The sequence below is a fragment of the Caballeronia zhejiangensis genome, from assembly GCF_022879815.1.
GTDB lineage: Bacteria > Pseudomonadota > Gammaproteobacteria > Burkholderiales > Burkholderiaceae > Caballeronia > Caballeronia zhejiangensis.
This window is the reverse complement of the sequence record NZ_CP084283.1, coordinates 2,075,453-2,100,990: the sequence shown is the minus strand read 5'-3', so window position 1 is coordinate 2,100,990 and position 25,538 is coordinate 2,075,453. Positions and strand designations below refer to the sequence as shown.

Below are 25,538 nucleotides of genomic sequence, written 5' to 3'. Positions count from 1 at the left end.
GGAACGCAACAGCCTGCAACATGCCGCGCGCAATCGCTCGGCCGGCAAGGCGTCGGGGCAGTATAACCGACGCTTCGCGCCCATATCGGCCATGTGCCCGGGCGAGGGCGGCCGTGCCGGACGGTGTGGTAACTTAACGTCAATTACGCGACAAGTGGTCGCGTATGACGAAAAAATACGAGACGAGAGCCGACGACAAGCGGCATTGCGAGACATCATGGCCACCGGCTTCTACTCCCACCCCGACTGCCTCCAGCACGACAACGGCCAATGGCATCCCGAGTGTCCGGCGCGCCTGCAGGCGATCGAAGACCAGCTGATCGCGAGCCGGATCGATTCGCTCATCGAGCGCGAGGAAGCGCCGCTCGCCGACGAAGCCGACCTTGCGCGCGTGCATACGCAGGCGCACATCGACTACATCAAGAGCCGCACGCCGGAATCGGGCCGAAGCGAACTCGACCCCGATACGTCGATGTGCCCCCAGTCCTATCGCGCGGCGTTGCGCGCGGCGGGCGCGGCGGTCGCGGCCACCGATGCCGTCATCGAAGGCCGTTACGACAACGCGTTTTGCAGCATCCGGCCGCCGGGCCATCACGCCGAGCCCGCGCGCGCGATGGGCTTCTGCCTATTCAACAACGTCGCGATCGCCGCGCGGCATGCGCTGGAAGTGCACGGCCTGCAGCGGGTCGCGATCGTCGATTTCGACGTGCATCACGGCAACGGCACCGAAGCCGCGTTCAGCGGCGATTCGCGCGTGCTGATGTGCAGTTTCTTCCAGCATCCGTTCTATCCGTTTTCCGGCGCCGACAATCACGCGGCGAACATGGTCAACGTGCCGCTCGCCGCGCGCACTAAGGGCATGCAGGTGCGCGAGGTCGTCGACATGATGTGGCTGCCGCGGCTCGAAGCGTTCAAGCCGCAGATGATCTTCGTCTCGGCCGGCTTCGATGCGCATCGCGAAGACGACATGGCGAACATGGGTCTCGTCGAGGACGATTACGCGTGGATCACCGAGCAGATTCGCGGCGTCGCGAAGCGCTACGCGCAAGGGCGCATCGTGAGTTGTCTCGAGGGCGGCTATAACCTGTCGGCGCTGGGCCGCAGCGTCGTTGCGCATCTGCGGGTGCTGGCGGAAATCTAGCGGGCGCGAGCGCGCGCGTAGTCCGCGCGCACGAGCGTCCAGTCGATCAGCTCGCGGATCACGCGCTCGCGGTCGAGATCGTTGAGCGTTTCGTGGGCGCTGCCTTCGTGGACGATGAGCGTGGTGTCGGTCGATCCCGCGTTGGCTTCGAACTCGCGGCTGCCGGCGGGATCGCAGATCGCGTCCGCGCTGCCGTGAAAGACGAGAAGCGGCAGCTTGATGTCGCCGCGCTTTTCCGCCACGCGCTCCATGCCGGCGAGAATCTGCGCGGCAGTGCGTGCGCAGACGGCTGCGTGATGCACAAGCGGATCGCGCTTGTACGCTTCGACGACGCCCGGCGCGCGCGACAGCAGCACCGGATCGATGCTGAACGCGGCGACGCGCGGCGCGACCACGCCCACGATGCGGCTCAGTTTGGCCTTCCAGCGCGGCGTGCCCGGTCCGATCTTCAACGCCGGGCTCGACAGGATCAGACCGGCCAGCTTGTTCGCCTGCGCACGCTCGGCGGCGTAGAGCGCCGCGATCGTTCCGCCCATGCTGTGGCCCATCAAAAAGAGCGGCGTGCCGGCGGGCGGCGTGGCCGCGCACGCTTCGAGCAGGACATCGGTGTCGCGCAGATAGTCCGTGAAGACGCGAACCCACGCCCGTTCGCCCGACGACTTCCCGTGTCCGCGCAGATCGATCGCGATCAGCTCGATGCCCGCCGCGTTCAGCGCGGTCGCGAGCGCGTCGTAACGGCCCGCGTGTTCGCCGAGACCGTGGACGAGCGCGATCCGCGCGTTGAGTTCGATGCCCGGCGCGGGGTGCCAGCGATGCAGAAACAGTTCGACGCCGTGTCGCGTCGTGACGGCGCTCGTCGAATAGATAGTGCGTGACATGGCGCGGTAAATATCTCCACGTTATTAGCCGATCTGAAATCATTATTAAACAGAATGTAACGCGTCCTGTAAAATCCCCGCCACGATACGAACAGCTAAGAACGAGCGGCGGCCGGCGGCGCGGGTGGGTTCCACCCGACAAGCCTTCCGCCGTTTGCATTTTCATGATCGAAATACGCAATCTTTCGCAGCGTTTCGCGGGGCCCCGAGGCTGGGTCGAAGCGCTGCACAACGTCAATCTGACGATTCCCGCCGGCGAAGTGTTCGGCATCATCGGGCGCAGCGGCGCGGGCAAGAGCACGCTGGTTCGCACGATCAATCTGCTGACGCGGCCGAGCGAAGGCAATGTGATCGTCGACGGACGCGATCTCACGACGCTCGGCAAGGACGATCTGCGCGCCGCGCGCCGCGACATCGGCATGATCTTCCAGCATTTCAATCTGCTGAGTTCGCGCACGGTGTACGACAACGTCGCGCTGCCGCTCGAACTCGCTGGCAAGAAGCGCGCGGAAATCGAAGCGGCCGTGTTGCCGCTGCTCGATCTCGTCGGCCTCACGACGCACAAGGACAAGTATCCCGCGCAGATCAGCGGCGGACAGAAGCAGCGCGTCGGGATTGCGCGGGCGCTCGCGAGCAAGCCGACAGTGCTGCTCTCCGACGAAGCCACGTCCGCGCTCGATCCCGAAACCACGCGCGCGATTCTCGATCTGCTGCGCAAGATCAATCGCGAGCTCGGGCTCACCATCGTGCTCATCACGCATCAGATGGAAGTGATCAAACAGGTCTGCGATCGCGTCGCGGTGCTCGACGCCGGGCGCGTGGTCGAAGAGGGCAAGGTCGTCGATGTCTTCATGCAGCCGCATCACGAAGTCACGCGCGCACTGATCGGCGACGTGATCGCGCACGAGTTGCCGCCCGCATTGAAGGCACGCGTGATCGAGCGGCTCAAGACCGGCAGCGGTCATTTGCTGCGGCTCGCGTTCACGGGCTCGGGCGTCGATCAGCCGATTCTCTCGGAGACGATCCGCCGCTACGAACTCGATTTCAACATCCTGCACGGCCAGATCGACGAGATTCAGGGGCAGGCATTCGGATCGCTCGCGGTGCTCGCGGGCGGTCAGCCGGTGAAGATCGCCGAAGCGATCGAATATTTGCGCTCGCAGGGCGTCGTCGTGGAGGAGTTGTCCCATGTTGAGTGAAATGTTCGACATGTTCGTCCAGTCGTTCTGGGAAACGCTGATCATGGTCGGCATCTCGGGACTCGTCGGCGCGGCGGTCGGTTTGCCGCTCGGCGTGCTGCTCTATCTCACCGATCGCGACGGCGTGCTGCAGAACATCGGCGTGAATCGGGTGCTCGGCGGCATCGTGAATGCGGTGCGCTCGACGCCGTTCATCATCCTTCTCGTCGCGGTGATTCCGTTCACGCGGCTCGTCGTCGGCTCGTCGATCGGCACCGCGGCCGCCGTCGTGCCGCTGACGATCGCCGCTGCGCCGTTCATCGCGCGGCTCGTCGAGACGGCACTGCGCGAAGTGGATCGCGGACTCATCGAGGCCGCGCAGGCAATGGGCGCGACGACATCCCAGATCGTCTTCAAAGTGCTGTTGCCGGAATCGCTGCCGGGCGTCGTCGCTGGATTGACGATCACGTTCGTGTCGCTCGTCGGCTATTCGGCGATGGCGGGCGCGATCGGCGGCGGCGGTCTCGGCGATCTCGGCATCCGCTATGGTTATCAGCGTTTTCTTCCTGAAGTGATGATCACGGTCGTCGTGATTCTCATCGTGTTCGTGCAGCTGGTTCAGTCGTTCGGCGACTGGCTCGTTCGTCGTCTCAGTCACAAATAACCACTCAAGAAACCATGCAACGTCGATTCATTCTGAAGTTCGCCGCCGCGCTGTTGAGCGCAACGCTGTTCAACGGTGCCGCGCACGCCGATGAAGCCATCAAGTTGGGCGTGACCGGCGGCCCGCACGCGCAGATCATGGACGTGGTGAAGCAGGTCGCCGCGAAAAACGGGCTGAAGATCACGGTCGTCGAATTCTCGGATTACGTGCAGCCGAACGCCGCGCTCGCCGCCGGCGATCTCGATGCGAACAGCTATCAGCATCTGCCGTATCTCGACGCGCAAGTGAAGGATCGCGGCTACAAGCTCGTCAAGGTCGCCGATACGGTGACGTTCCCGATGGGCATCTACTCGAAGAAGCTGAAGTCGCTGTCGGCGCTTGCCAACGGCGCGCGCATCGCGGTGCCGAACGATCCGACCAACGGCGGCCGCGCATTGCTGCTGCTGCAGAAGCAAGGTCTCATCAAGCTGCGCGCGGATGCGGGTCTGAAAGCGACGCCGCTCGATATCGTCGAGAATCCGAAGAAGCTGAAGATCGTCGAACTCGACGCCGCGCAGATTCCGCGCTCGCTCGACGACGTCGATGCCGCCGCCATCAATACGAACTTCGCGATGGAAGCGGGCCTGAAGCCGAAGTCGGACGCGATCGCAATCGAAGATCCACGCGGTCCGTATGTGAACATCATCGCGGTTCGCGCGGCCGACAAGGACAAGCCGTGGGTTGCGAAGCTGATCGCGGCGTATCACTCGCCGGAAGTGAAGCAGTTCATCGAAGGCAAGTACGCCGGCGCGGTGATTACGGCCTGGTAATCGTTTTCATGGTCGGATTCGGGTTTTCGTGGATATAAATAGAACGATCGTTCGATAAAATTCGGCTCATACCTATTGCACGATCGCCGACCCCACCCGCTTTTGGAGGGGTGATCTTACGCGTCACTCGTATAATGGCGCTGGGTTGACGTAATCGTAACTTTGGAGCGTGTGCATGAAAATTCTGGTGCCAGTCAAGCGCGTGGTCGACTACAACGTGAAGGTCCGCGTGAAATCGGATAACACGGGTGTCGATATCGCCAACGTGAAGATGTCGATGAACCCGTTCGACGAAATCGCCGTGGAAGAGGCGGTGCGTCTGAAGGAAGCGGGTGTTGCTACGGAAGTGATCGCCGTATCGTGCGGCGTGACGCAATGTCAGGAAACGTTGCGGACGGCGCTGGCGATCGGTGCGGATCGCGCGATTCTGGTCGAATCCGCCGATGAGTTGCAGCCGCTGGCGGTCGCGAAGATCCTGAAGGCATTGGTCGATCAAGAGAAGCCTGAGCTCGTCATCCTGGGCAAGCAGGCCATCGACGACGACTCGAATCAAACCGGCCAGATGCTCGCTGCACTGGCGGGTCTGCCGCAAGCGACGTTCGCATCGAAGGTCGTCGTTGCCGATGGCAAAGCCACGGTATCGCGCGAAGTCGATGGCGGCGCCGAAACGCTGTCGCTGAAATTGCCCGCAGTCGTCACGACCGATCTGCGTCTGAACGAGCCGCGCTATGTGACGCTGCCGAACATCATGAAGGCGAAGAAGAAGCCGCTGACGACGGTGAAGCCCGCCGATCTCGGCGTCGATGTCGCGCCGCGTCTGAAGACGCTGAAAGTCGTCGAGCCACCGAAGCGCAGCGCGGGCATCACCGTGCCCGACGTGAAGACGCTGGTCGAAAAACTGAAAACCGAAGCGAAGGTGATCTGAACATGACGATTCTCGTAATTGCAGAACACGACAATGCGTCGATCAAGGCAGCGACGCTGAACACGGTTGCGGCGGCATCGAAGATTGGTGGCGATGTGCATGTGCTGATCGCAGGATCGAACGCGCAGGGCGCGGCGGATGCGGCGGCGAAGATCGCGGGCGTTTCGAAAGTGCTCCTCGCCGATGCGCCGCAACTCGCTGAAGGCTTGGCGGAGAACGTCGAAGCTACGGTGTTGAACATCGCGAAGGATTATTCGCACATTCTGGCTCCGGCGACCGCGTACGGTAAGAACATCGCGCCGCGTATCGCTGCACACTTGGATGTCGCGCAAATCAGCGACATCACCGCCGTCGATAGCGCCGATACTTTCGAACGCCCGATCTACGCAGGCAACGCCATCGCCACGGTTCAATCGAGCGATCCGATCAAGGTCATCACCGTTCGCGCGACGGGCTTCGATCCGGTCGCGGCGGAAGGCGGCAGCGCAGCGGTCGAGAAGATCGAAGCCGCAGCCGATGCAGGCATTTCATCGTTCGTGTCGCGCGAAGTCACCAAGCTCGATCGTCCGGAACTGACGAGCGCGCACATCATCGTGTCGGGTGGCCGTGGTCTGGGCAGCGGCGAGAACTACACGAAGACGCTAGAACCGCTCGCCGACAAGCTCGGCGCGGCGCTGGGCGCATCGCGCGCGGCGGTCGATGCGGGCTATGTCCCGAACGATTTTCAGGTCGGTCAAACCGGCAAGATCGTCGCGCCCCAACTGTACGTGGCGGTCGGCATCTCGGGCGCGATTCAACACTTGGCCGGCATGAAGGACTCGAAGGTCATCGTCGCCATCAACAAAGACCCCGAAGCGCCGATCTTCAGTGTCGCCGATTACGGTCTCGTCGGCGATCTGTTCTCGGTCGTGCCGGAACTGGTGAAAGAGCTCGGCTAACCGCGCCATGTGAGTCGAACACTCACCACAAAAATAAGAAAGGGCGCGACGAACGTTGCGCCCTTTTTTTGTACCCGAAAATTGAAACAGGAGGAGACAGGACGATGAGCTATCGCGCACCCGTCAAGGACATGTTGTTCGTAGTGAAGGAGCTGGCGGATATCGACTGCATCGCCGCGCTGCCCGGTCACGAAGACGCGGGCTTCGATACGGCGCAGGCCGTCGTCGAAGAAGCCGCGCGCTTTTGCAGCGAAGTAATCGCGCCGCTGAACGTCGAAGGCGATCGCAATCCAAGCGCCTGGGCGAACGGCGAAGTCACGACGACGCCCGGCTTCAAGAACGCGTTCCGCCAGTTCGCGGAAGGCGGCTGGCAAGGCGTCGTGCATCCGGCGGACTTCGGCGGACAGGGCCTGCCGAAGCTCATCGCGACGCCGTGCATCGAAGCGCTCAACTCGGCGAATCTCTCTTTCGCGCTGTGCCCGCTGCTCACCGACGGCGCAATCGAGGCGCTCCTCACCGCCGGCAGCGACGAGCAGAAGGCGCGCTATCTGCCGAAGTTCATTAGCGGCGAATGGACCGGCACGATGAACCTCACCGAGCCGCAGGCGGGTTCCGATCTCGCGCTCGTGCGCACGCGGGCCGAGCCGCAGGGCGATGGCACGTACAAGGTCTTCGGCACGAAAATCTTCATCACGTACGGCGAACACGACATGGCGAAGAACATCGTCCATCTCGTGCTCGCGCGCACGCCCGATGCGCCCCAGGGCGTGAAAGGCATCTCGCTCTTTCTCGTGCCGAAGTTCCTCGTCAATGACGACGGCTCGCTCGGCGAGCGCAACGACGTGCATTGCGTGTCGATCGAGCACAAGCTCGGCATCAAGGCGAGCCCGACGGCCGTGCTGCAATACGGCGATCACGGCGGGGCGACCGGGTATCTGATCGGCGAGGCGAATCGCGGCCTCGAATACATGTTCATCATGATGAACGCGGCGCGTTTTGCGGTCGGCATGCAGGGTGTCGCGATCGCCGAGCGCGCGTATCAGCAGGCGGTCGCGTACGCGAAGGAGCGCGTGCAGAGCCGTCCCGTCGATGGCAGCGCGAAGGAGCCGGTGACGATCATCCATCACCCCGACGTGCGCCGCATGCTCTCGACGATGCGCGCCTACACTGAAGGCGCCCGCGCGCTCGCCTACGTCGCAGCGTCGCACAGCGATCTCGCGCACGGCCATCCGGACGACGACGCGAGGAAGAGTCATCAGGCGATCTACGAATATCTCGTGCCGATCGTGAAGGGCTTTTCCACGGAAATGTCGGTCGATGTCGCGAGTATCGGCGTGCAGGTGCATGGCGGCATGGGCTACATCGAGGAGACGGGCGCGGCGCAGCATTATCGCGACGCGCGCATTCTGCCGATCTACGAAGGCACGACGGCGATTCAGGCGAACGACCTCGTCGGCCGCAAGACCGTGCGCGATGGTGGCCGTGCGGCGCAAGCGCTGCTCGCGCAGATCGATCAGACGATCGCCGCGCTCGCCGAAGTCGATGGCAAGCCGTTCAAGTCGATGCATCGACATTTGAGCGCGGGAAGTCTGTCGCTGGCGCGCGCGATCGAGTTCATCGTCGCGAAGTTCAAGAGCGACCCGAACGCGGTGTTCGCGGGCAGCGTGCCGTATCTGCGGCTTGCGGGCATCGTGTTGTCCGGATGGCAGATGGCGCGCGCGATGCTCGTCTCGCAGGTGAAGCGCGCGGAAGACGAGCGCTTTCATTCCGCGAAGATCGCGACAGCCGAGTTTTTCGCGGAGCACATTCTGTCGCTGGCTCCTGGGATCGAGGCGTCCATCGTCAGCGCGAACGGCGGGGAAGGGGTGCTCGCACTCAGCGAAGATCAGTTCTAGAAACGACAAAGCGCCTTCATCGAAGGCGCCTTTGCTTTGCTTTGATGCGACAACGCGAATTACGCGTTCGCGTATCCCGGACGCGTCTTCACGCCGACGTCGCCGAAATAGCGATGCACCGAAAGGTCGTCCGCGCGGATCGCGGGCTGCTTGCCGGACATGAGATCGGCGAGCAATTGGCCGGAGCCGCACGACATCGTCCAGCCGAGCGTGCCGTGGCCCGTGTTCAGGAACAGGTTCGGCACCGGCGTGCGGCCGACGATCGGCGTGCCGTCAGGCGTCATCGGGCGCAGGCCGGTCCAGAACGTGGCGTTCGTGGTGTCGCCGCCGCCCGGGAAGAGGTCGTTCACGCACATTTCGAGCGTTTCGCGACGCGCCGCTTTCAGGTTCTTGTCGTATCCGACAATTTCCGCCATGCCGCCCACGCGGATGCGGTCGTCGAAACGCGTGATCGCGATCTTGTACGTTTCGTCGAGCACGGTCGACACAGGCGCGCGGTTCGCATCGACGATCGGCGCGGTAATCGAATAGCCCTTCAGCGGATAGACCGGAATCTTGACGAGATCGCCGAGCAGTTTCGGCGAATACGAGCCGAGCGCGACGACGTACGAATCCGCCGTCACCAGTTCCTTGCCGCACTGCACGCCGGCGATGCGGCCATTCGCGACGGCGAGCGCGTCGATCGACGTGTTGTAGCGGAACTTGACGCCGAGCGCTTCGGCCATTGCGGCGAGCCGCGTGGTGAACATCTGGCAGTCGCCGGTTTCATCGTTCGGCAGACGCAGACCGCCCGTCAGCTTCTGCGACACGGCGGCGAGCGCGGGTTCGGCCTTCTTGAGTTCGTCGGCGGTGAGCAGCTCGAACGGCACGTTCGCGTCTTTCAGCACGGCGATGTCCTTGCCCGCGCCATCGAATTGCTGCTGCGTACGGAACAGTTGCAGCGTGCCCCCCGTGCGGCCTTCATAGGAAATGCCCGTGTCCGCGCGCAGCGCCTGCAGGCAGTCGCGGCTGTATTCGGCGAGGCGGACCATGCGGCCCTTGTTCACCGTGTAGCGATCTTGCGTGCAGTTACGCAGCATTTGCCACATCCATTGCAACTGATTCATCGTGCCGTCGAGGCGGATCGCGAGCGGCGCGTGCTTTTCGAACATCCACTTCACGGCCTTCAGCGGCACGCCCGGCGCGGCCCACGGCGATGCATAACCGGGAGAGATCTGTCCGGCGTTCGCGAAACTCGTTTCGAGCGCGGGGCCGGCTTCGCGATCGATGACCGTGACTTCGTGGCCGGCGCGAGCAAGGTAATACGCGCTCGTCACGCCGACGACGCCGCTTCCGAGGATAACGATTCGCATGTGATCTCCAATTCGATTTCGCTGGACAGCCGGCCAAACCTGCGACACCCTGTCCGTCTAGTGTTATCGCCTATAGTATTGAGATCAAAGCAGTTTTAGTTATTGTATTTGGTCGATTTTCAGGAAAAAGAAATGCGAACGCAGCGAAATCCGGTCCGTACGCTCGACAAGCTCGATCACAAGATCTTGAACATCCTTCAGGAGGACGGCCGCATCGCGATGAAGGATCTGGCGGAGCGCGTCGGATTGTCCGTGACGCCGTGTATCGAGCGCGTGAAACGCATGGAGCGCGACGGCGTCATCGTCGGCTATTACGCGCGCGTGAATCCGACTGAACTCGGCGCGGCGCTGCTCGTGTTCGTTGAGATCACGCTGGATCACAAAAGCGGTAACATGTTCGAGCAGTTCCGGCGCGAAGTGCAGAAGATTCCCGAAGTGCTCGAGTGTCATCTCGTGTCGGGCGATTTCGACTATCTGATCAAGGCGCGGATCGGCGAAATGGCGGACTATCGCAAGCTGCTCGGCGACATCCTGTTGCAACTGCCGGGCGCGGTTCAGTCGAAGAGCTATGTGGTGATGGAGGAGATCAAGGAGACGCTGAAGATTCTCGTCGAGACGTGATTTTCCGCTTGCGACGAAACGTCGATACTGTATATTTGTACAGTATCAATCGTTGGATTTTGTCGCAAATGTCATCGCCGGATCGTGAATATCCCGTCGCGCCGCCCGCTCCGTTGAAGGGGCGCGGCGCGGTCACGAACATCCAGGGCCGCTACGAGAAGGACGAGCGCGAGCGCGTCGACGACGGCTGGCTGCACGCCGCGGATGCCGAGGACGAGAGCGCGCCGCCGCTGCGCACGCAGGTGTTCGAAGAGCGCGCCAAAACCATCCTCACGCGCAACAGTTCGCCGGACATTCCGTTCTCCGTATCGCTCAATCCCTATCGCGGATGCGAACACGGCTGCATCTACTGTTTCGCTCGTCCGACGCACAGCTATCTCGGACTGTCGCCCGGCCTCGATTTCGAAAGCCGCATTTACGCGAAGATCAACGCGCCCGAATTGCTCGAACGCGAACTGGCGAAGCCGAACTACGAGCCCGAGCCGATCGCGCTCGGCGTCAACACCGACGCGTATCAGCCGGTCGAACGGGATCTGCAACTCACGCGGCGCGTCATTCAGATGCTGCACGACTGCGGCCATCCGTTCGCGGCGATCACGAAGAGCTCGCTGATCGAGCGCGACATAGACCTGCTCGCGCCGATGGCCGAACGCGGCCAGATGATGGCGGCGATCACAGTCACCACGCTCGATGCCGATATCGCGCGCACGCTCGAACCGCGCGCGGCCACACCTTCGCGGCGTCTACGCACGATTCGCACGCTCGCGGAGGCGGGCATCCCAGTGGGCGTGAGCATCGCGCCGGTCATTCCGTTCGTGACGGAGCCGGACCTGGAGCGTGTGCTGGAAGCGTGCGCAGAGGCGGGCGCGACGACCGCGAGCTATATCGTGCTGCGTCTGCCATGGGAAGTCGCGCCGCTCTTCAAGGATTGGCTGGCCGCGCATTTTCCCGACCGCGCGGATCGCGTGATGAGCCGCGTGCGCGACATGCGCGGCGGCAAGGATTACGACTCGGATTTCTCGAAGCGCATGAAAGGCGAGGGCCTTTGGGCCGACATGCTGAAACAGCGCTTTCAGAAGGCGACGAAACGTCTTGGGCTTAATGCAAGACAGCGCGGGATTCTCGATATGTCCGAGTTTCAGCGACCGGCGAAACGGCCGCCGCCGCCGGCGAGCCCGCAGCTCGATTTGTTCTGACGTTCTATTGCGACAAAGTCTTCGCGGCTTCGACCTGGCCTTCGAAATAAGTCTGGAACGTGAGCGCGAGACCGGTCATCAGCAGAAATGCGCCGATCAGCAGCGAAAAGATCACGACGAAGATCACGGTCCAACCGGAGCGGCTTTCGCGTCCCGTGTGCGCGTTGAATTGCGCGTCCCACTTGGCGTCCGGGCGCAGGCCGTAGACGAGCGCGGAGAGGAAAGCCGCAAGCAGCGAGATTGCGCCGGGAAATGCCAGCGCCCAGCCGAGAATCGACGTGCGCTCCGTTTCGGCGAGCAGCAGATAGCCGAACGCACCCATGACGATACCGACGATATGCGCCCAGCCGTACTTGTCGCGCATTCCATAGAGATAGAAGCGATGCAGTCCGATATAGCCGAACAGGAACGCCAGTGCGGCGGTCAGCGTTTTCGAGCGGAAGTATGGCGGAACCTGCTTGCCGGCCGGCTTGGAGCCGGATTGCGTGGCGACGGACGAGGAAGTCATCAGCGAAAGCGGTGGTGGATTGAGGCGGACGCCGGTCTGATATTTTACGCCTACCGCCGAGCACGCCGCCCATGGCACGTTGCCGCATCGGCGTGATTTCCGGTATCTGGCAACGCGCCGAAGTCTTGCCGAACTTGGCGTCACATGCAAAAAATGCGTTAAGTGTTTGTTAGCGCGTCGGAATCCGGCTATAATCGCCTGTTCTCGTTGTTCCGAACCCCGGTTTTCAAGGATTTCAGCATGGTCATCATCCGCTTGGCTCGTGGCGGCTCGAAGAAGCGCCCGTTCTACAACATCGTCGCAACCGACTCGCGTAGCCGCCGTGACGGCCGCTTCATCGAGCGCGTGGGTTTCTACAACCCGGTCGCGACCAAGGGCGAATCGCTGCGCATCGCGCAAGATCGCCTGACGTACTGGCAAGGCGTTGGCGCGCAACTGTCGCCGACCGTCGAGCGTCTCGTCAAGCAAGCTCAGCAAGCCCAGCCGGCTGCTTGAGTTCGCTGAGCCGACGCTGTAGTAAACGCTCGAAACCTGCCCAAAGGTTCGCCGATGTCCGCGCGCGATTCTGAATCCGGCCGCGCATCGGAAAACATCGGCCGAACGAAGCCGGGGCAAGATGAAAGTTCCGCCACGTTTGGCGCGTTCGTCCGCAAGCCGGGCGCGCGCCGCGTGGCGGGCGACGTTTCGGGTAGCAACAAAGGCAGCGATAAAGGCAGCATTCAGCCGGAAGCCGCAATCGAGCGGGTCGAGGCTTTGCCCGAAGACGCCGTCGAAGTCGGTTTTATCGCCGATGCGTACGGTCTGAAGGGTTGGGTCAAGATCGTTCCGCACGCGAACGGCAAGCAGGGCGGCGACGCGCTGCTGAGCGCCAAACGCTGGTGGCTCGTCAAAGGCCGCGATCGCAAGTCCGCGCGCTGCCTGCAGTCGAAAGTGCACGCCGATACCATCGTCGCGTGTCTGGCCGGCTGCGATGACCGCGATGCGGCGCTCGCGCTGAAGGGCCATACGGTGAATATCGCGCGTGGCGATTTCCCGAAGCTCGACAGCGACGACGAATTCTACTGGGTCGATCTGATCGGCCTCGATGTCGAAAATGAAGCTGGCGTTGCGCTTGGTCGCGTCGCCGATCTGATCGACAACGGCGCGCATTCCATTCTGCGGATCGAGTATCCGGATACGAACAAGGACGGCGCGCCCGTCACCGGCGAGCGGCTCATTCCGTTCGTCGGCGTATATGTGAAGACGGTGGACCGGGCGGCGAAGCGTATCGTCGTCGACTGGGACGCCGATTATTGAACATCGGCACGTTACGGAGAGAGCGATGCAGTTCGATGTCGTAACGCTCTTTCCCGAAATGTTTCGCGCGCTGACCGACTGGGGCATCACCAGCCGGGCGGTGAAGCAGGAGCGGTTCGGTCTGCGTACGTGGAATCCGCGCGATTTCACCACGGACAACTACCGCACCGTCGACGATCGCCCTTACGGCGGCGGCCCCGGCATGGTCATGCTGGCGCGCCCGCTGGAAGACGCGATCCACGCGGCGAAGGCTGCGCAGCGCGAGCAGGGCATCACGTCGACGCGCGTCGTGATGATGTCGCCGCAAGGTGCGAAGCTGGATCACGATCGCGTGATGCGATTCGCGCAGGAACCCGGTCTCGTATTGCTGTGCGGCCGTTACGAAGCGATCGATCAGCGCCTGATCGACCGTGAAGTGGACGAAGAAGTGAGCCTCGGCGACTTCGTGCTGTCCGGCGGAGAACTCCCCGCCATGGCGCTGATGGACGCCGTAGTGCGTCAGTTGCCGGGTGTGCTGAACGACGCGCAATCGGCGGTGCAGGACAGTTTCGTCGATGTGCTGCTCGATTGCCCGCACTACACGCGTCCGGAAGAGTACGACGGCGTGCGCGTTCCCGATGTGCTGCTCGGCGGCCATCACAAGGAAATCGACGCCTGGCGCAGGCGCGAAGCATTGCGCAACACATTCAACAAGCGGCCCGATCTGATCGAGCGGGCGCGCCGCAGCAAGATGTTGAGCCGTGCCGATGAGGCGTGGCTCGCAGAACTCGCGAAGGAAGCGTCGAAGCCCGCATAGGTTTCGAGCGGACGAGCGGGAAAATGGGGGCGTCGAGTGGTATCGGCGCCTGAAGCAAACCCATCCTCTACCGGGGCCTGACTCAATACAAGGCACACAACTCCGGCAAGATGGCACAAGGAGTCAGTAATGAATCTGATTGAGCAACTCGAGAAGGAAGAGATCGCACGCGTTCTGGGCGAGAAGAGCATCCCCGACTTCGCGCCGGGCGATACCGTCGTCGTCAACGTGAACGTGGTCGAAGGCACGCGCAAGCGTGTTCAGGCTTACGAAGGCGTCGTCATCGCGAAGCGTAACCGTGGCCTGAACTCGAACTTCATCGTCCGCAAGATCTCGTCGGGCGAAGGCGTCGAGCGTACGTTCCAGACCTACTCGCCGCTGCTCGCGAGCATCGTCGTGAAGCGTCGTGGCGATGTCCGCCGTGCGAAGCTCTACTACCTGCGCGAGCGTTCGGGCAAGTCGGCTCGAATCAAGGAAAAGCTGGTGTTCAAGGACAAGTCTGCTGCTTCCGCAGAGTAAGTCCCTCGCCAGAAGCAGTACGGAAAAAGCACCCCTCGGGTGCTTTTTTCTTTGGTGTGTTCAAATTGAGGCTTCCACAGAACCGTTCTCGACCCGTGTCCACCGGAAAGACTTCGACTCCCCGCATCCTCGAACCCGAAACGATGCCCGTCCTCTCGACGGGCGAGACACTCCCGCCCGTTCCGCCCGAGCGCCTCACGCCTGAAGGCTTGCGCGCGCGTTTCGCGATGGATCTCGACTGGGCGCAGGAAGAGCGCGAGCAGCGCATCAAGGCGATCGGCGGCGATCCGCGCGTGGCGTCCGTGCTGGTGCCGCTCGTCGTGCGCGAGGGCGGCTTGACCGTGCTGCTGACGCAGCGCGCCGATCATCTGTCGGATCACGCGGGGCAGATCAGTTTTCCGGGCGGCCGACGCGAGCCCGAAGACGCCGATGCCGCCGCCACCGCGCTTCGCGAAGCCTACGAAGAGGTGGGGTTGGGCGCGGAGCATTGCGAGGTCATCGGCGCGATGCCCGAGTATCTGACGGGCACGGGTTTCAAGGTGACGCCGGTCGTCGCGCTCGTGAATCCGCCATTCACATTGAAGGCCGATACACGCGAAGTCGCCGATATCTTCGAAGTGCCGCTCGCGTGGCTCATGAATCCCGCGAATCATGAAGTGCGGGTCTTTCGCTGGGAAGGCGGCGAGCGTCGTTTTTTTGCCATGCCATACAGCCCCGGCGACGGGAAGGCTCCTTATTTCATCTGGGGCGCAACGGCTGGCATGTTGCGCAATTTTTATCGCTTCCTCGTGGCTCGCGCGTGACGGCGCGAAAAGTCCGCGCCCTTGTTGCGCGTTGCGCAAATACTTAGCGCATTAAAGGCGTCGGGCGCTGTGCTATCGTTACGCGAAACTCGAACTATCCGACCGTTTCGGCGCTTCGCATGACTTTTTTCTCCGTATTGCTGGCTCTCGTCATTGAGCAGATGCGCGCGTTATCGCCGCACAATCCGATTTCGGCGTTGCTTCAATATCATGCGGAATCCACCGCGCACGGTTTCGATGCCGGCAAGGAGAAGCATGGCATCGTCGCGTGGCTCGTGGTCGTGCTGCCGTGGACGCTCTTCGTCGGGCTCGTCTATTACGTGCTCTATCGGATCAACTTCGTTCTGGCATTCTTCTGGAACGTAGTGATCGTCTATTTCACGCTCGGTTTCCGGCAGTTCAGCCACTATTTCACCGATATCCATCTCGCGCTCAACAACGACGACGTTCCGCGCGCGCGGGAAGTCCTGGCCGAGTGGACCGGCATCGATACGGTCGACATGCCCGTCAGCGAAATCGTCCGGCATACGCTGGTTCATGCGGTCGTGGCATCGCACCGGCACGTGTTCGGCGTGTTCTTCTGGTTTCTGATTCCGATCGGCCCGGCGGGCGCGGTGCTCTATCGCATCGCCGAATACCTCGCGCGCGCGTGGTCGAAGCCGAATCCCGAGCGCACCGCGGAGTTCTCGTCGTTCGCGCAACGCGCGTTCTTCATCATCGATTGGGTGCCCGCGCGTCTGACGTCGCTCGGTTTCGCGATCGTCGGCAATTTCGAGGACGCCATTTACGCGTGGCGCAATCACGCGCGCCAATGGCCGGACGCAAACGAAGGCGTGTTGCTGGCAGCGGGCAGCGGTGCGCTGGGCGCGCGTCTCGCGGGGCCGCTCGCCGAGCCGCTTTCGGTCGAAGCGCTTGCCGTCGGCGATGCCAGTCCGTTGCCCGTCGGCGACGATTGCACGCCGCGCACGCTGCAATCGGCTGTCGGCCTCGTATGGCGGGCAGTCATTTTGTGGATGTTGCTGCTGCTGATGCTGACGATCGCCGTGTGGCTGGCGTAATCAATCGTCGAGCGGATCGCGCGCCGTCTGGCAATTCCAGCAGACGGTGAACTGCGGCTCCAGCCACTCGCCGCAATGCTTGCACTTCCAGGGCCGGGCGTTCGCGTCCGGCCCTTTTCTCGCGCGCTCCAGAAGGCGCAAGGCCAGCGCTTCGTCGCGATCGTCGACGATCCAGATTTCCGGCGCGCACTGATCGGCCGGAATCTCCCCCATCGCGCCATTCAAATAACGGTTGTGCAACTCGCACGGCACGCCCGCGGCCGACAGCACGTTCACCCAATGCTGCGCCGTGATGAGATCGGGAGCGCCCGTGAGCCGCTTCATCGAACGATCTGGCTGGCTTCGTGCACGAGTTGCGCGTAGAGCGCGTGACGTTCGGGGCGAATCTTTCCCGCTTCGACGGCTTCGAGCACCGCGCATCCCGGCTCGTGCAGATGATGGCAGTTGTAGAAGCGGCAATGTCCGAGATAAGGCCGGAAATCGGCGAAGGCTCGCTCGAGCTGGCCTTCCGACAGATGATGCAGGCCGAATTCCTGAAAGCCCGGCGAATCGATCAGCGAGCCGCCGCCTGGCAGATCGTAGAGGCGCGTGAATGTGGTCGTATGACGGCCGCTGTTGAGCGCGGACGAAATCTCGCGTGTGGCGGCGTCGGCATCGGGGACGAGCAGGTTCACGAGCGTCGATTTGCCCATGCCGGATTGACCGAGCAGGATCGTCGAGCGGTCTTTGAGGCGTGCGTCGAGTTGCGGATGAACGTCGCCGGGCGCCATCTTCGCCGAGAGCTCGATCACCGTGTAGCCGAGTTCGCGATACGGCGCGAGACGTTCGCGCGCGAACGGCAACGCGCTTTCGACATCGATCTTGTTCAATACGATCAGCGATTCCAGACCGTGCGCCTCGGCCGCGATCAGCGCGCGTCCGAGCAGGTCTTCGCTGAAATGCGGCTCGGTGGCGAGCACGATCAGAAGTTGATCGAGATTCGCCGCGAAGAGCTTCGACTTGAACTGATCCGAGCGATAGAGCAGATTGCGCCGTTCGGCGATCTCGACGATCACGCCCTGATCCGCCGACGACTGCTCGTAGAACACGCGATCGCCTACGGCCACTTCGCTTTTCTTGCCGCGCGGGAAGCACTGGAGCATCGCGCCGCCGTCTTCGGGCGTGACGAGATAGTGCCGCCCGTGCGCGGCGATCACCGTGCCTTCGAGCCGTGCCGCCGCACCTGACCGCTTGAACCCGCGCGTCATGCGGCGTGCTGCATCAGGCGGTCGATGCGCTGCGAGGCGGGCGGATGCGAGTAGTAGAACGCGGTGTAGATCGGATCGGGCGTGAGCGTCGACGCGTTGTCTTCATACAGCTTCACGAGCGCGTTCACGAGATCCTTCGGATCGGTCTGGCTGGCGGCGAAAGCATCGGCTTCGAACTCGTTCTTGCGCGATGTCAGGCTGCCGAGCGGCGTGATGAAGAACATGAACACGGGCAGCACGAGCATGAAGAGCACGAGCGCCAGCCCGTTATTGCTGCCGACGAGCGACGGCCGCACGCCGAGACCTTCGTAGAACCACGTCGTCTGAATGAGCCAGCCCAGCAGCGCGAGCATCGCGAGGCTGATGCCGAACATGACGACCATCAGCTTCAGAACGTGACGGCGCTTGAAATGGCCGAGTTCGTGCGCGAGCACCGCTTCGATTTCGTTGCCGGAAAGCCGCGCGAGCAGCGTGTCGAAGAACACGATGCGCTTTGCCGCGCCGAAGCCGGTGAAATACGCGTTGCCGTGCGCCGAGCGGCGGCTGCCGTCCATCACGAACAGGCCTTTCGCGGCGAAGCCCGTGCGCGACATCAGATTCGTGATACGTGCGACGAGCGCTTCATCCTTCAGCGGTTCGAACTTGTTGAAGAGCGGCGCGATGAAGGTCGGATAGATGATCATCGCGAGCAGCTGGAAAGCCACCCAGACCATCCACGTCCACAGCCACCAGAAGGTGCCGGCGCGATCCATGAGCCAGAGCGTGAGCAGCAAGAGCGGCGCGCCGATCACGATGGCGAGCACCGTGCCCTTGACGAGATCGACGAAGAAGAGCTTCTTCGACATGCGATTGAAGCCGAACTTTTCCTCGATCACGAAATGGCGGATGTAGTCGAACGGCAGATCGATGACGCTCGTGATCGCCACCACCGACGCCACCAGCGCGATCTGTCCGAGATAGCCGCGGCCGAGCCAGTCCGAAATGGCGAGATCGAGCGCCTGGACGCCGCCGAGCAGCGTCAGCGCGACGAGCACGACCGCGCTCGTGACGACTTCGATCATGGTGAGGCGCGTGCGCTCGACGGTGTAATCCGCGGCGCGCTGATGCGCCGTGAGCGGAATCGTGCCGCTGAATTGCGCGGGCACGCCGTTGCGATGCGCGGCGACGTAGCGGATCTGGCGCGATGCGAGCCACAGCTTGGTCGAAACCATCGCGACGAGGGCGACGACGAAGATCGTCGAGAAGGCGAGAGTGAGGTTGGTCATCCGGGAATTCCGATTGAACTATGCGAGAATTATAGGTTCTAGGCCGTGCCGGCGCGCTCAGAAACTGTGCGGCATGGCTTTCCCATCTTTCAGGCCGCTTTTCATGACCGACATCTCCACCACGCCCGAATCAGAAGAAAACGCGCTCGCGCGCAGCGACATGAACCTCGTGTGGCTCGACATGGAGATGACCGGCCTCGATCCGGACAACGATCGCATCATCGAGATCGCGGTGGTCGTCACGAATTCGACGCTCGACAAGATGGTCGAAGGCCCGGTCCTCGCGATTCATCAGACGGAAGAAGCGCTCGGCCGCATGGACGAGTGGAATCGCAACACGCACGGCCGCTCGGGGCTGACGGAGCGCGTGAAGGCGTCGACGGTCGATGAAGCCGAAGCCACGCGCCAGATCCGCGATTTTCTCGGGGCTTACGTGCCGCCCGGCAAATCGCCGATGTGCGGCAACTCGATCTGCCAGGACCGCCGCTTCATGGCGCGCTGGATGCCCGAACTGGAGACGTTCTTCCACTATCGCAATCTCGACGTCAGCACGTTGAAGGAACTGTGCCGCCGCTGGCAGCCGGCGATTTACAAGGGCTTTCAGAAGCGTGCGATGCACACGGCGCTCGCCGATATCCACGAGTCGATCGACGAGCTCAAGTACTACCGCCAGCATTTCCTGATTCCGTCGGCGAGCGCAGCCGCGTCCTAGAGCGCAGCCGCGTCCTAATTCTTCGGCGGGCGGATCGCGCTCTTCGGACGAAACGCGGCGACCACTTCCGGCCGCGTTTCGATATACGGCCCGCCGATCAGATCGATGCAATACGGCACGGCCGCGAAAATGCCCGGCACTTTCGTTCTGCCGTCTGCGTCTTTCAGACCTTCGAGCGTTTCGCGGATCGACTTCGGCTGGCCCGGCAGATTGATGATGAGCGCAGCGTGGTCTTCCGTTTCGCGAATCACCGCGACTTGCCGCGAGAGAATGGCCGTCGGCACGAAATTCAGGCTGATCTGGCGCATCTGCTCGCCGAAGCCGGGCATCGGCTTGGTGGCGACGGCGAGCGTCGCCTCGGGCGTCACGTCGCGGCGGGACGGGCCGGTGCCGCCTGTCGTCAGCACCAGATCGCAGCGGTGCGTATCGACGAGCTCGACGAGCGTCGCGGAAATGGTCGCGGCGTCGTCGTGAATCAGCCGCGTCTCGGCCCGAAACGGCGTCGAGAGCGCCGCGCCGAGCCACTCGACGAGCGACGGCAAGCCCTTGTCCTCGTAGACGCCGGAAGACGCGCGATCGCTGATCGACACCAGTCCGACTATCAGTTCGTCACGCGTCGTCATCGCGATCGTCCTCGTCGTCTTGCGCGCCCGACGCGTTCTTGATCCACTGGAAGAGTTCGCGGTAATAGCGCGGCGGCTTTTGCTGCTCGCGCTCCTTGCGCGCGTTGCGGATCAGCGTGCGGCCTTCCTGCGGATCGACGCCCGGATGCGTGCGGATGAATTCGGTGAGCGCGGCGTCATCGGCGAGCAATTGTTCGCGCGTGCGCTCGATCCAGTGCATGCGCGCGGTTTCGGCCTTGTTCACGCCGCGATGGGTGTCGAGCGCGGTGCGCAGCGCGGCGACTTCGTCTTCGGTCAGCGAGCGCATGACCTTGCCGACGTACTGCAACTGACGGCGCTTGCCTTCGTGATCGGTGATGCGGCGTGCCTCGCGCACGGCGTCGCCGAGATCCTCGGGCATCGGCATGCGTTTGAGCGCATCCTTGGGCAGCGCGATGAGCGCTTCCCCCAGCTCCTGCAGCGCGTGCATTTCGCGCTTGAGCTGGGATTTGCTCGGACGGTCGTAGCCGTTTTCGTCGGCCTCGCGATCGTCGTCGCGGCCGGAATCGATCGGTTGAATGCGGGTTTTACGGTTCATCCCGACATTGTAGCTTGCGCCCGCATCGCTTTTGCCGGGTCGCGGCCGGCGCTGCGACAAACCTTGGCGGGTGAATGCACGCCGTCCTTGCTATGATCGCGTGATACGCCGGTCCCGCTTTGCGATGCTCGACGACGAGCGCATCTGGCAGGGAATCCCGAAGCAATCACGACATGCGCGGGCGCGACACGCCCGACTTCCAAAGGCAACCAAAAATGGCAGCAGACATGGACGTCAAGCAACGCTACTTCCCGCATACGCAGGACGAGCTGAAGGAGATCGCCTCCGACATCCTGCGCTACGCGAAGGAACTCGGCGCGAGCGATGCGGCCACCGAGATCTCCGAGGGCGACGGCCTGTCGGTGAGCGTGCGGCGCGGCGAAGTGGAGACCATCGAGCACAATCGCGACAAGATGGTCGGCGTGACCGTGTTCATCGGCAAGAAGCGCGGCAACGCGAGCACTGCGGACTTCACGCGCGACGCATTGCGCGACACGGTCGCGGCCGCGTACAACATCGCGCGCTTCACGGCGGAGGACAGCGCGGCCGGCCTCGCGGAAGCCGAGTTGCTGGAAAAGTCGCCGCAGGACCTCGATCTTTATCACCCGTGGGACATCGACGCCGAAGAGGCCGCCGAGATCGCGCGCCGCGCGGAGGCCGCAGCGTTCGCCGTCGACAAGCGCGTGACCAATTCGGAAGGCGCGAGCGTTTCCGCGCAGCATTCGCAGTTCGTGCTCGCGACGTCGCGCGGCTTCATGGCGGGCTATCCGTACTCGCGTCACTACATTGCGTGCGCGCCGATCGCCGCGGCCGGCCGCGACATGCAGCGCGACGACTGGTACACGTCCAAACGCGATGCATCCGCGCTTGCGGCGCCCGAAGCCGTCGGCCGCTACGCCGCCGAGCGGGCGCTCGCGCGGCTCAACGCGAAGAGCCTCGACACGCGCAAGTGCCGCGTGCTGTTCGAAGCGCCGCTCGCGGCGGGCATTCTCGGCGCGTTCGTGCAGTCGGTGAGCGGCGGCGCGTTGTATCGCAAGACTACGTTCCTCGTCGATAGCCTCGGCAAGCCGGTGTTCGCGCCGCATATCCAGATCGTCGAGGATCCGCATGTGAAGGGCGGCATGGGCAGCGCCCCGTTCGACGAAGAAGGCGTGCGTACGCAACGCCGTAACGTCGTCGAGGATGGCGTCGTGCAGGGCTATTTCCTGTCGACGTACTCCGCGCGCAAGCTCGGCATGCAGACGACCGGCAACGCGGGCGGCTCGCACAATCTGACGATGACGAGCGCGCACACGAAGCCCGAGGACGACTTCGAAGCGATGCTGAAGAAGCTCGATACCGGCCTCCTGCTTACCGAACTGATGGGGCAGGGCGTGAACTACGTGACGGGCGACTACTCGCGCGGCGCGTCGGGTTTCTGGGTCGAGAACGGCAAGATCGTGCATGCCGTCGAGGAAATCACCGTGGCGAGCACGCTGCAGGAGATGTTCCGCCATATCGAGGCAATCGGCGCGGATACCGTCGTGCGCGGCACGAAGGAAATCGGCTCGGTGCTGATCGAGCGGATGACGGTCGCGGGCCAGTAAGCCGCGCCGGTCGAGAAGAGAAAGGCTCCGGAGCGCATCCGGAGCCTTTTTTCATTCCGGCTTCATTCCGACGAGGCGATGCGCTCGTAGGTCACGAAGGCGAACGCGAAATCGTTCGGCGCCGCTGCGCGATGCGGCTCGCGCGACACTTCGCGCCACAACTCGGGATCGGGCGCCGGAAAGCGCGTGTCGCCATCGAAATCGGCGTCGATCTCGGTGACGATCATCTTGTCCGCACGCGCAATGGCATCCTGATACAACTGCGCGCCGCCGATCAGAAACGCTTCCTTCGCCGGTTCGAGCGCGAGCGCCGCTTCGAGGCTCGTCACGACATCGCAGCCTTCGTAGCGCCGGGTGCCGTCGCGCGACACGACGATATTGCGCCGCCCCGGCAGCGCCCTGCCGATGGATTCATGCGTCTTGCGGCCCATGATGATGGGCGCGCCCATCGTCGTGCGCTTGAAGAAGGCGAGATCCTCGGGCAGGCGCCAGGGCAGTTGGTTTTCGCGTCCGATCACGCCATTGCGCGCGCGGGCGACGATCAGAGTCAGCGTCGTCATGGAATAGAAGTCCGGCAAGCTGGCGCGCGCGGGCAGCGCGGCCGGGTGACGATTCTAACCGACGCTTGCGGCGCGGCCAGCGCTCGGCGCGCCGCGCGGGCCTACGCCTCCGGCGCTTCGTCGCCGAGCGGCAGCGTCGTGTGCCATGGGGGCGGCGCGATCTCGTCCCATAGCGTCACGCTGACGCCCGAGCCAGTCGGACGATCGTCGGGCAGGCCCGACGCGGCGGATTCGTCCGCGTTCTCGCCATTTTGATGCGCGTCGGTTGTTTCTCCGCGCCTTAAAGAACTATCGCGTGCCATCGTGACGACATAACCAAGTAATAAATTCCCGCCACGGAAATATCCGGAAATAAAGTAATCGCTTTCTCGGTAAAACGATTAAGCGGGAGTCGAATGCAGGGATAAAGATGAACGCTCGTTCGGCAGCGAGTATTTCTTACCTTCGAGCGCGGTTCTATTGGAGCGAATTGCGTGCCATGTCCGGCAGAGCGTTGCTGCGCAATGAATCGCGAAAATCCGACGAAAGTCCGCAGCAAAAATTCGGCTGTAAACGTTTCACTGCTGAAACATGAAGGCAGAAAAACGTGAACTTCCGGCGAAATCGGTATAAGATTTTGTCTTATTAAATTGTGCGCAATCTCGTTGATAATCGTGTGAGAAATTCTTGCCAAGGCCGTCCTGTCAAGGTTTTGTGGCTAATCCGGCGACTCTCGCGATATTTGTTTCCGGGGTTTCTGGGTTATAGTAGTCTCTCAAAAACGGCGCAGAATCAGACATAAAGGGTTTCGTGGAAGGGTGCGTGGTGTTTCGCGCCGTGTCCCGGGGGCGACGGTTCGAATGGCAAATCCTCTCCAGACGTTTGCGAGCAACGTGCGAGGGCAACGAAGTTTGCGATGTAGCGCGAGCCTTGAACTACGTGACCTTTTCAACGAATGTTGAACAAAGGATCTGAATAATGGACGTCGCTCGGCGGCAACTCATCTATGTGACTCGCGATCCAAGCGAGACGCTGTGCGCGCGATTCGAGGAGCGCGGTTGGCATATCGAAATCGTCGCGAACGCGCGCGACACGCGCAAGGCTTTGCGCAGCGATCTGGCGACCGGCGGGCTGCTCGATCTGTCGAGTCATTTCGAATCTCATGAACTGGCGGCGTTCGAATCGTCGCTGACGATGACCAACGTGGGCTGGGTCGCGGCCACGGTTGCCGGGCAACTGGAAGACGCTGCCGTGCGGCGTCTCATTCGCGACTATTGCTTCGATTACGTGACGCTGCCGACGTCCAACGACCGCATCGTCGATTCCGTCGGTCATGCGTACGGCATGGTTTCGCTGCATGACGCCGCGTCGAACGATGCGCGCAGCGAGGGCCGCGCCGAGGGCGAAATGGTCGGTTCGTGCGACGCGATGCTCGCGCTCTTCCGCTCGATCCGCAAAGTCGCGATGACCGATGCGCCCGTGTTCATCTCCGGCGAATCCGGCACCGGCAAGGAACTCACGGCTGTTGCCATTCACGAGCGCTCGGCGCGCCGCGATCAGCCGTTCGTGGCGATCAACTGTGGCGCGATTCCCGCGCATTTGCTGCAATCGGAGCTCTTCGGCTACGAACGCGGCGCTTTCACGGGCGCGAATCAACGCAAGATCGGCCGTGTCGAAGCGGCCAATGGCGGCACGCTGTTCCTCGATGAAATCGGCGACCTGCCGCTCGAAAGCCAGGCGAGCCTGTTGCGCTTCCTGCAGGAGCGCAAGGTGGAGCGCCTCGGCGGACACGGCTCGACGCCCGTCGACGTGCGCATCATTTCCGCGACGCACGTCGACATGCAGACCGCGATGATCGAAGGGCGCTTTCGCGCGGACCTGTATCACCGGCTGTGCGTGCTGCAGATCGACGAGCCGCCGCTGCGCGCGCGCGGCAAGGACATCGAGCTGCTCGCGAAGCACATGCTCGACCGCTTCAAGAAGGACGCGAGCCGTCGGCTGCGCGGATTCTCGCCGGATGCGATCGCCGCGATCCACAACTACGGCTGGCCGGGCAACGTGCGCGAGCTCATCAACCGCGTGCGGCGCGCCATCGTGATGTCGGAAGGGCGCCAGATCACAGCGCGCGATCTCGAACTCGGCGAATACGTCGAAGTCGCGCCGGTCTCGCTCGCACAGGCGCGCGAGGCCGCCGAACGACAGGCGATCGAACTCGCGCTGCTGCGCCATCGCGGGCGTCTTGGCGACGCCGCGCACGAATTGGGCATCTCGCGCGTGACGCTGTATCGGCTGTTGAGCGCGCATGGCATGCGTCACATCGAGGTCGATGCGCCCTCGGAACACGCCACGCGCGGCTGACAGCCAGGTCGCGGACGAACACCGGACGGGCGCCACAAGGCGCCCGTTTTTTCG

Annotated in this window: 28 protein-coding genes; 18 read left to right on the top strand and 10 right to left on the bottom strand. The window is 62.9% G+C overall.

Translation table 11 applies throughout. The features are described 5' to 3' along the window. Positions 1–217 precede the first annotated feature (217 nt). On the top strand, positions 218–1,141 hold the full coding sequence (locus LDZ23_RS10115) for a histone deacetylase family protein (protein ID WP_244807478.1): 924 nt from the start codon (positions 218–220) through the stop codon (positions 1,139–1,141). Here LDZ23_RS10115 and LDZ23_RS10110 read toward each other — a convergent pair. Continuing rightward, positions 1,138–2,019: an alpha/beta hydrolase gene (locus LDZ23_RS10110; RefSeq protein WP_244807477.1), complete on the bottom strand. Its 882-nt coding sequence runs from the start codon at positions 2,017–2,019 to the stop codon at positions 1,138–1,140. The genes LDZ23_RS10115 and LDZ23_RS10110 overlap by 4 nt on opposite strands. A 164-nt stretch (positions 2,020–2,183) precedes the next feature. Between LDZ23_RS10110 and LDZ23_RS10105 the strand changes: the two genes are divergently transcribed. The 6 genes from LDZ23_RS10105 (at position 2,184) to LDZ23_RS10080 (ending at position 8,428) form a co-directional block, all read left to right on the top strand. Continuing rightward, positions 2,184–3,218: a methionine ABC transporter ATP-binding protein gene (locus tag LDZ23_RS10105; RefSeq protein WP_008342360.1), complete on the top strand. Its 1,035-nt coding sequence runs from the start codon at positions 2,184–2,186 to the stop codon at positions 3,216–3,218. Next, positions 3,208–3,861, top strand: a complete 654-nt coding sequence (locus LDZ23_RS10100) for a methionine ABC transporter permease (protein ID WP_008342358.1) — start codon at positions 3,208–3,210, stop codon at positions 3,859–3,861. Before LDZ23_RS10105 ends, LDZ23_RS10100 begins: the two co-directional genes overlap by 11 nt. Before the next feature lie 14 nt (positions 3,862–3,875). Next, positions 3,876–4,670 carry a MetQ/NlpA family ABC transporter substrate-binding protein gene (locus LDZ23_RS10095; protein ID WP_008342356.1) on the top strand — a complete coding sequence of 265 codons (795 nt, stop codon included), beginning with the start codon at positions 3,876–3,878 and terminating at the stop codon, positions 4,668–4,670. Between the two features lie 175 nt (positions 4,671–4,845). After that, positions 4,846–5,595, top strand: a complete 750-nt coding sequence (locus LDZ23_RS10090; RefSeq protein ID WP_034472697.1) for an electron transfer flavoprotein subunit beta/FixA family protein — start codon at positions 4,846–4,848, stop codon at positions 5,593–5,595. Positions 5,596–5,597: 2 nt separating this feature from the next. Further along, positions 5,598–6,533 carry an electron transfer flavoprotein subunit alpha/FixB family protein gene (locus tag LDZ23_RS10085; protein ID WP_244807476.1) on the top strand — a complete coding sequence of 312 codons (936 nt, stop codon included), beginning with the start codon at positions 5,598–5,600 and terminating at the stop codon, positions 6,531–6,533. A gap of 104 nt (positions 6,534–6,637) precedes the next feature. Continuing rightward, the gene (locus LDZ23_RS10080; RefSeq protein WP_244807475.1) at positions 6,638–8,428 is read left to right on the top strand and encodes an acyl-CoA dehydrogenase; all 1,791 of its coding nucleotides are present in this window, start codon (positions 6,638–6,640) and stop codon (positions 8,426–8,428) included. Positions 8,429–8,487: 59 nt separating this feature from the next. Here LDZ23_RS10080 and LDZ23_RS10075 read toward each other — a convergent pair whose 3' ends face one another. Further along, positions 8,488–9,780 (bottom strand): D-amino acid dehydrogenase, encoded by a 1,293-nt coding sequence (locus LDZ23_RS10075; protein WP_008342350.1) that lies wholly within the window; start codon positions 9,778–9,780, stop codon positions 8,488–8,490. A gap of 132 nt (positions 9,781–9,912) precedes the next feature. Here LDZ23_RS10075 and LDZ23_RS10070 point away from each other — a divergent pair, with 132 nt between their 5' ends. Next, positions 9,913–10,401: an Lrp/AsnC ligand binding domain-containing protein gene (locus LDZ23_RS10070; RefSeq protein ID WP_008342349.1), complete on the top strand. Its 489-nt coding sequence runs from the start codon at positions 9,913–9,915 to the stop codon at positions 10,399–10,401. 68 nt (positions 10,402–10,469) lie between these two features. After that, on the top strand, positions 10,470–11,597 hold the full coding sequence (locus tag LDZ23_RS10065; protein ID WP_008342347.1) for a PA0069 family radical SAM protein: 1,128 nt from the start codon (positions 10,470–10,472) through the stop codon (positions 11,595–11,597). 4 nt (positions 11,598–11,601) lie between these two features. Here the strand turns inward: LDZ23_RS10065 and LDZ23_RS10060 are convergent, their stop codons facing one another. Then, positions 11,602–12,105, bottom strand: coding sequence for a TM2 domain-containing protein (locus tag LDZ23_RS10060; protein ID WP_008342345.1), 504 nt, complete (start codon positions 12,103–12,105; stop codon positions 11,602–11,604). Positions 12,106–12,345: 240 nt separating this feature from the next. Here LDZ23_RS10060 and rpsP point away from each other — a divergent pair, with 240 nt between their 5' ends. The 6 genes from rpsP (at position 12,346) to LDZ23_RS10030 (ending at position 16,577) form a co-directional block, all read left to right on the top strand. Continuing rightward, a complete protein-coding gene (rpsP, locus tag LDZ23_RS10055; RefSeq protein ID WP_008342343.1) occupies positions 12,346–12,600 on the top strand; it encodes a 30S ribosomal protein S16 in 255 nt (84 codons plus the stop codon). Positions 12,601–12,654: 54 nt separating this feature from the next. Continuing rightward, positions 12,655–13,401, top strand: coding sequence for a ribosome maturation factor RimM (rimM, locus tag LDZ23_RS10050; protein ID WP_008342341.1), 747 nt, complete (start codon positions 12,655–12,657; stop codon positions 13,399–13,401). A gap of 25 nt (positions 13,402–13,426) precedes the next feature. Next, a complete protein-coding gene (gene trmD, locus LDZ23_RS10045; protein WP_008342340.1) occupies positions 13,427–14,197 on the top strand; it encodes a tRNA (guanosine(37)-N1)-methyltransferase TrmD in 771 nt (256 codons plus the stop codon). Positions 14,198–14,326: 129 nt separating this feature from the next. Further along, a complete protein-coding gene (gene rplS, locus LDZ23_RS10040) occupies positions 14,327–14,716 on the top strand; it encodes a 50S ribosomal protein L19 (RefSeq protein WP_008342338.1) in 390 nt (129 codons plus the stop codon). A gap of 143 nt (positions 14,717–14,859) precedes the next feature. After that, positions 14,860–15,519 (top strand): CoA pyrophosphatase, encoded by a 660-nt coding sequence (locus tag LDZ23_RS10035; protein WP_008342336.1) that lies wholly within the window; start codon positions 14,860–14,862, stop codon positions 15,517–15,519. 119 nt (positions 15,520–15,638) lie between these two features. Further along, positions 15,639–16,577, top strand: coding sequence for a CobD/CbiB family protein (locus LDZ23_RS10030; protein WP_008342334.1), 939 nt, complete (start codon positions 15,639–15,641; stop codon positions 16,575–16,577). Here the strand turns inward: LDZ23_RS10030 and LDZ23_RS10025 are convergent, their stop codons facing one another. Genes LDZ23_RS10025 through LDZ23_RS10015 form a run of 3 tightly spaced genes read right to left on the bottom strand, consistent with a single transcriptional unit; the run spans position 16,578 to position 19,089 of the window. Further along, entirely contained in the window at positions 16,578–16,901 is a 324-nt protein-coding gene (locus LDZ23_RS10025) for a putative signal transducing protein (RefSeq protein ID WP_008342333.1), read from the bottom strand. Next, entirely contained in the window at positions 16,898–17,824 is a 927-nt protein-coding gene (gene rsgA, locus LDZ23_RS10020) for a ribosome small subunit-dependent GTPase A (RefSeq protein WP_008342332.1), read from the bottom strand. The genes LDZ23_RS10025 and rsgA overlap by 4 nt, the downstream gene beginning before the upstream one ends. Then, entirely contained in the window at positions 17,821–19,089 is a 1,269-nt protein-coding gene (locus LDZ23_RS10015) for a M48 family metallopeptidase (protein WP_008342330.1), read from the bottom strand. Before LDZ23_RS10015 ends, rsgA begins: the two co-directional genes overlap by 4 nt. 103 nt (positions 19,090–19,192) lie before the next feature. Between LDZ23_RS10015 and orn the strand changes: the two genes are divergently transcribed. Beyond that, positions 19,193–19,801 carry an oligoribonuclease gene (gene orn / locus LDZ23_RS10010; protein ID WP_033537098.1) on the top strand — a complete coding sequence of 203 codons (609 nt, stop codon included), beginning with the start codon at positions 19,193–19,195 and terminating at the stop codon, positions 19,799–19,801. A 14-nt stretch (positions 19,802–19,815) separates the two neighbouring features. On the opposite strand, the gene mog is transcribed toward orn, so the two are convergent. Beyond that, the gene (gene mog, locus LDZ23_RS10005; protein WP_008342326.1) at positions 19,816–20,424 is read right to left on the bottom strand and encodes a molybdopterin adenylyltransferase; all 609 of its coding nucleotides are present in this window, start codon (positions 20,422–20,424) and stop codon (positions 19,816–19,818) included. Continuing rightward, positions 20,411–21,001, bottom strand: a complete 591-nt coding sequence (gene yjgA, locus LDZ23_RS10000) for a ribosome biogenesis factor YjgA (protein WP_033537112.1) — start codon at positions 20,999–21,001, stop codon at positions 20,411–20,413. Before yjgA ends, mog begins: the two co-directional genes overlap by 14 nt. Positions 21,002–21,216: 215 nt before the next feature. Between yjgA and pmbA the strand changes: the two genes are divergently transcribed. Further along, positions 21,217–22,587, top strand: coding sequence for a metalloprotease PmbA (pmbA, locus tag LDZ23_RS09995; RefSeq protein ID WP_008342321.1), 1,371 nt, complete (start codon positions 21,217–21,219; stop codon positions 22,585–22,587). Positions 22,588–22,649: 62 nt separating this feature from the next. On the opposite strand, the gene LDZ23_RS09990 is transcribed toward pmbA, so the two are convergent. Both LDZ23_RS09990 and LDZ23_RS09985 read right to left on the bottom strand, forming a co-directional pair. Further along, positions 22,650–23,147, bottom strand: a complete 498-nt coding sequence (locus LDZ23_RS09990) for a dihydrofolate reductase (protein WP_008342320.1) — start codon at positions 23,145–23,147, stop codon at positions 22,650–22,652. Between the two features lie 101 nt (positions 23,148–23,248). Beyond that, on the bottom strand, positions 23,249–23,449 hold the full coding sequence (locus LDZ23_RS09985; protein WP_008342315.1) for a hypothetical protein: 201 nt from the start codon (positions 23,447–23,449) through the stop codon (positions 23,249–23,251). A 655-nt stretch (positions 23,450–24,104) separates the two neighbouring features. Between LDZ23_RS09985 and LDZ23_RS09980 the strand changes: the two genes are divergently transcribed. After that, positions 24,105–25,484 carry a sigma-54 dependent transcriptional regulator gene (locus tag LDZ23_RS09980; RefSeq protein WP_008342313.1) on the top strand — a complete coding sequence of 460 codons (1,380 nt, stop codon included), beginning with the start codon at positions 24,105–24,107 and terminating at the stop codon, positions 25,482–25,484. The last annotated feature ends 54 nt before the right edge of the window (positions 25,485–25,538 follow it).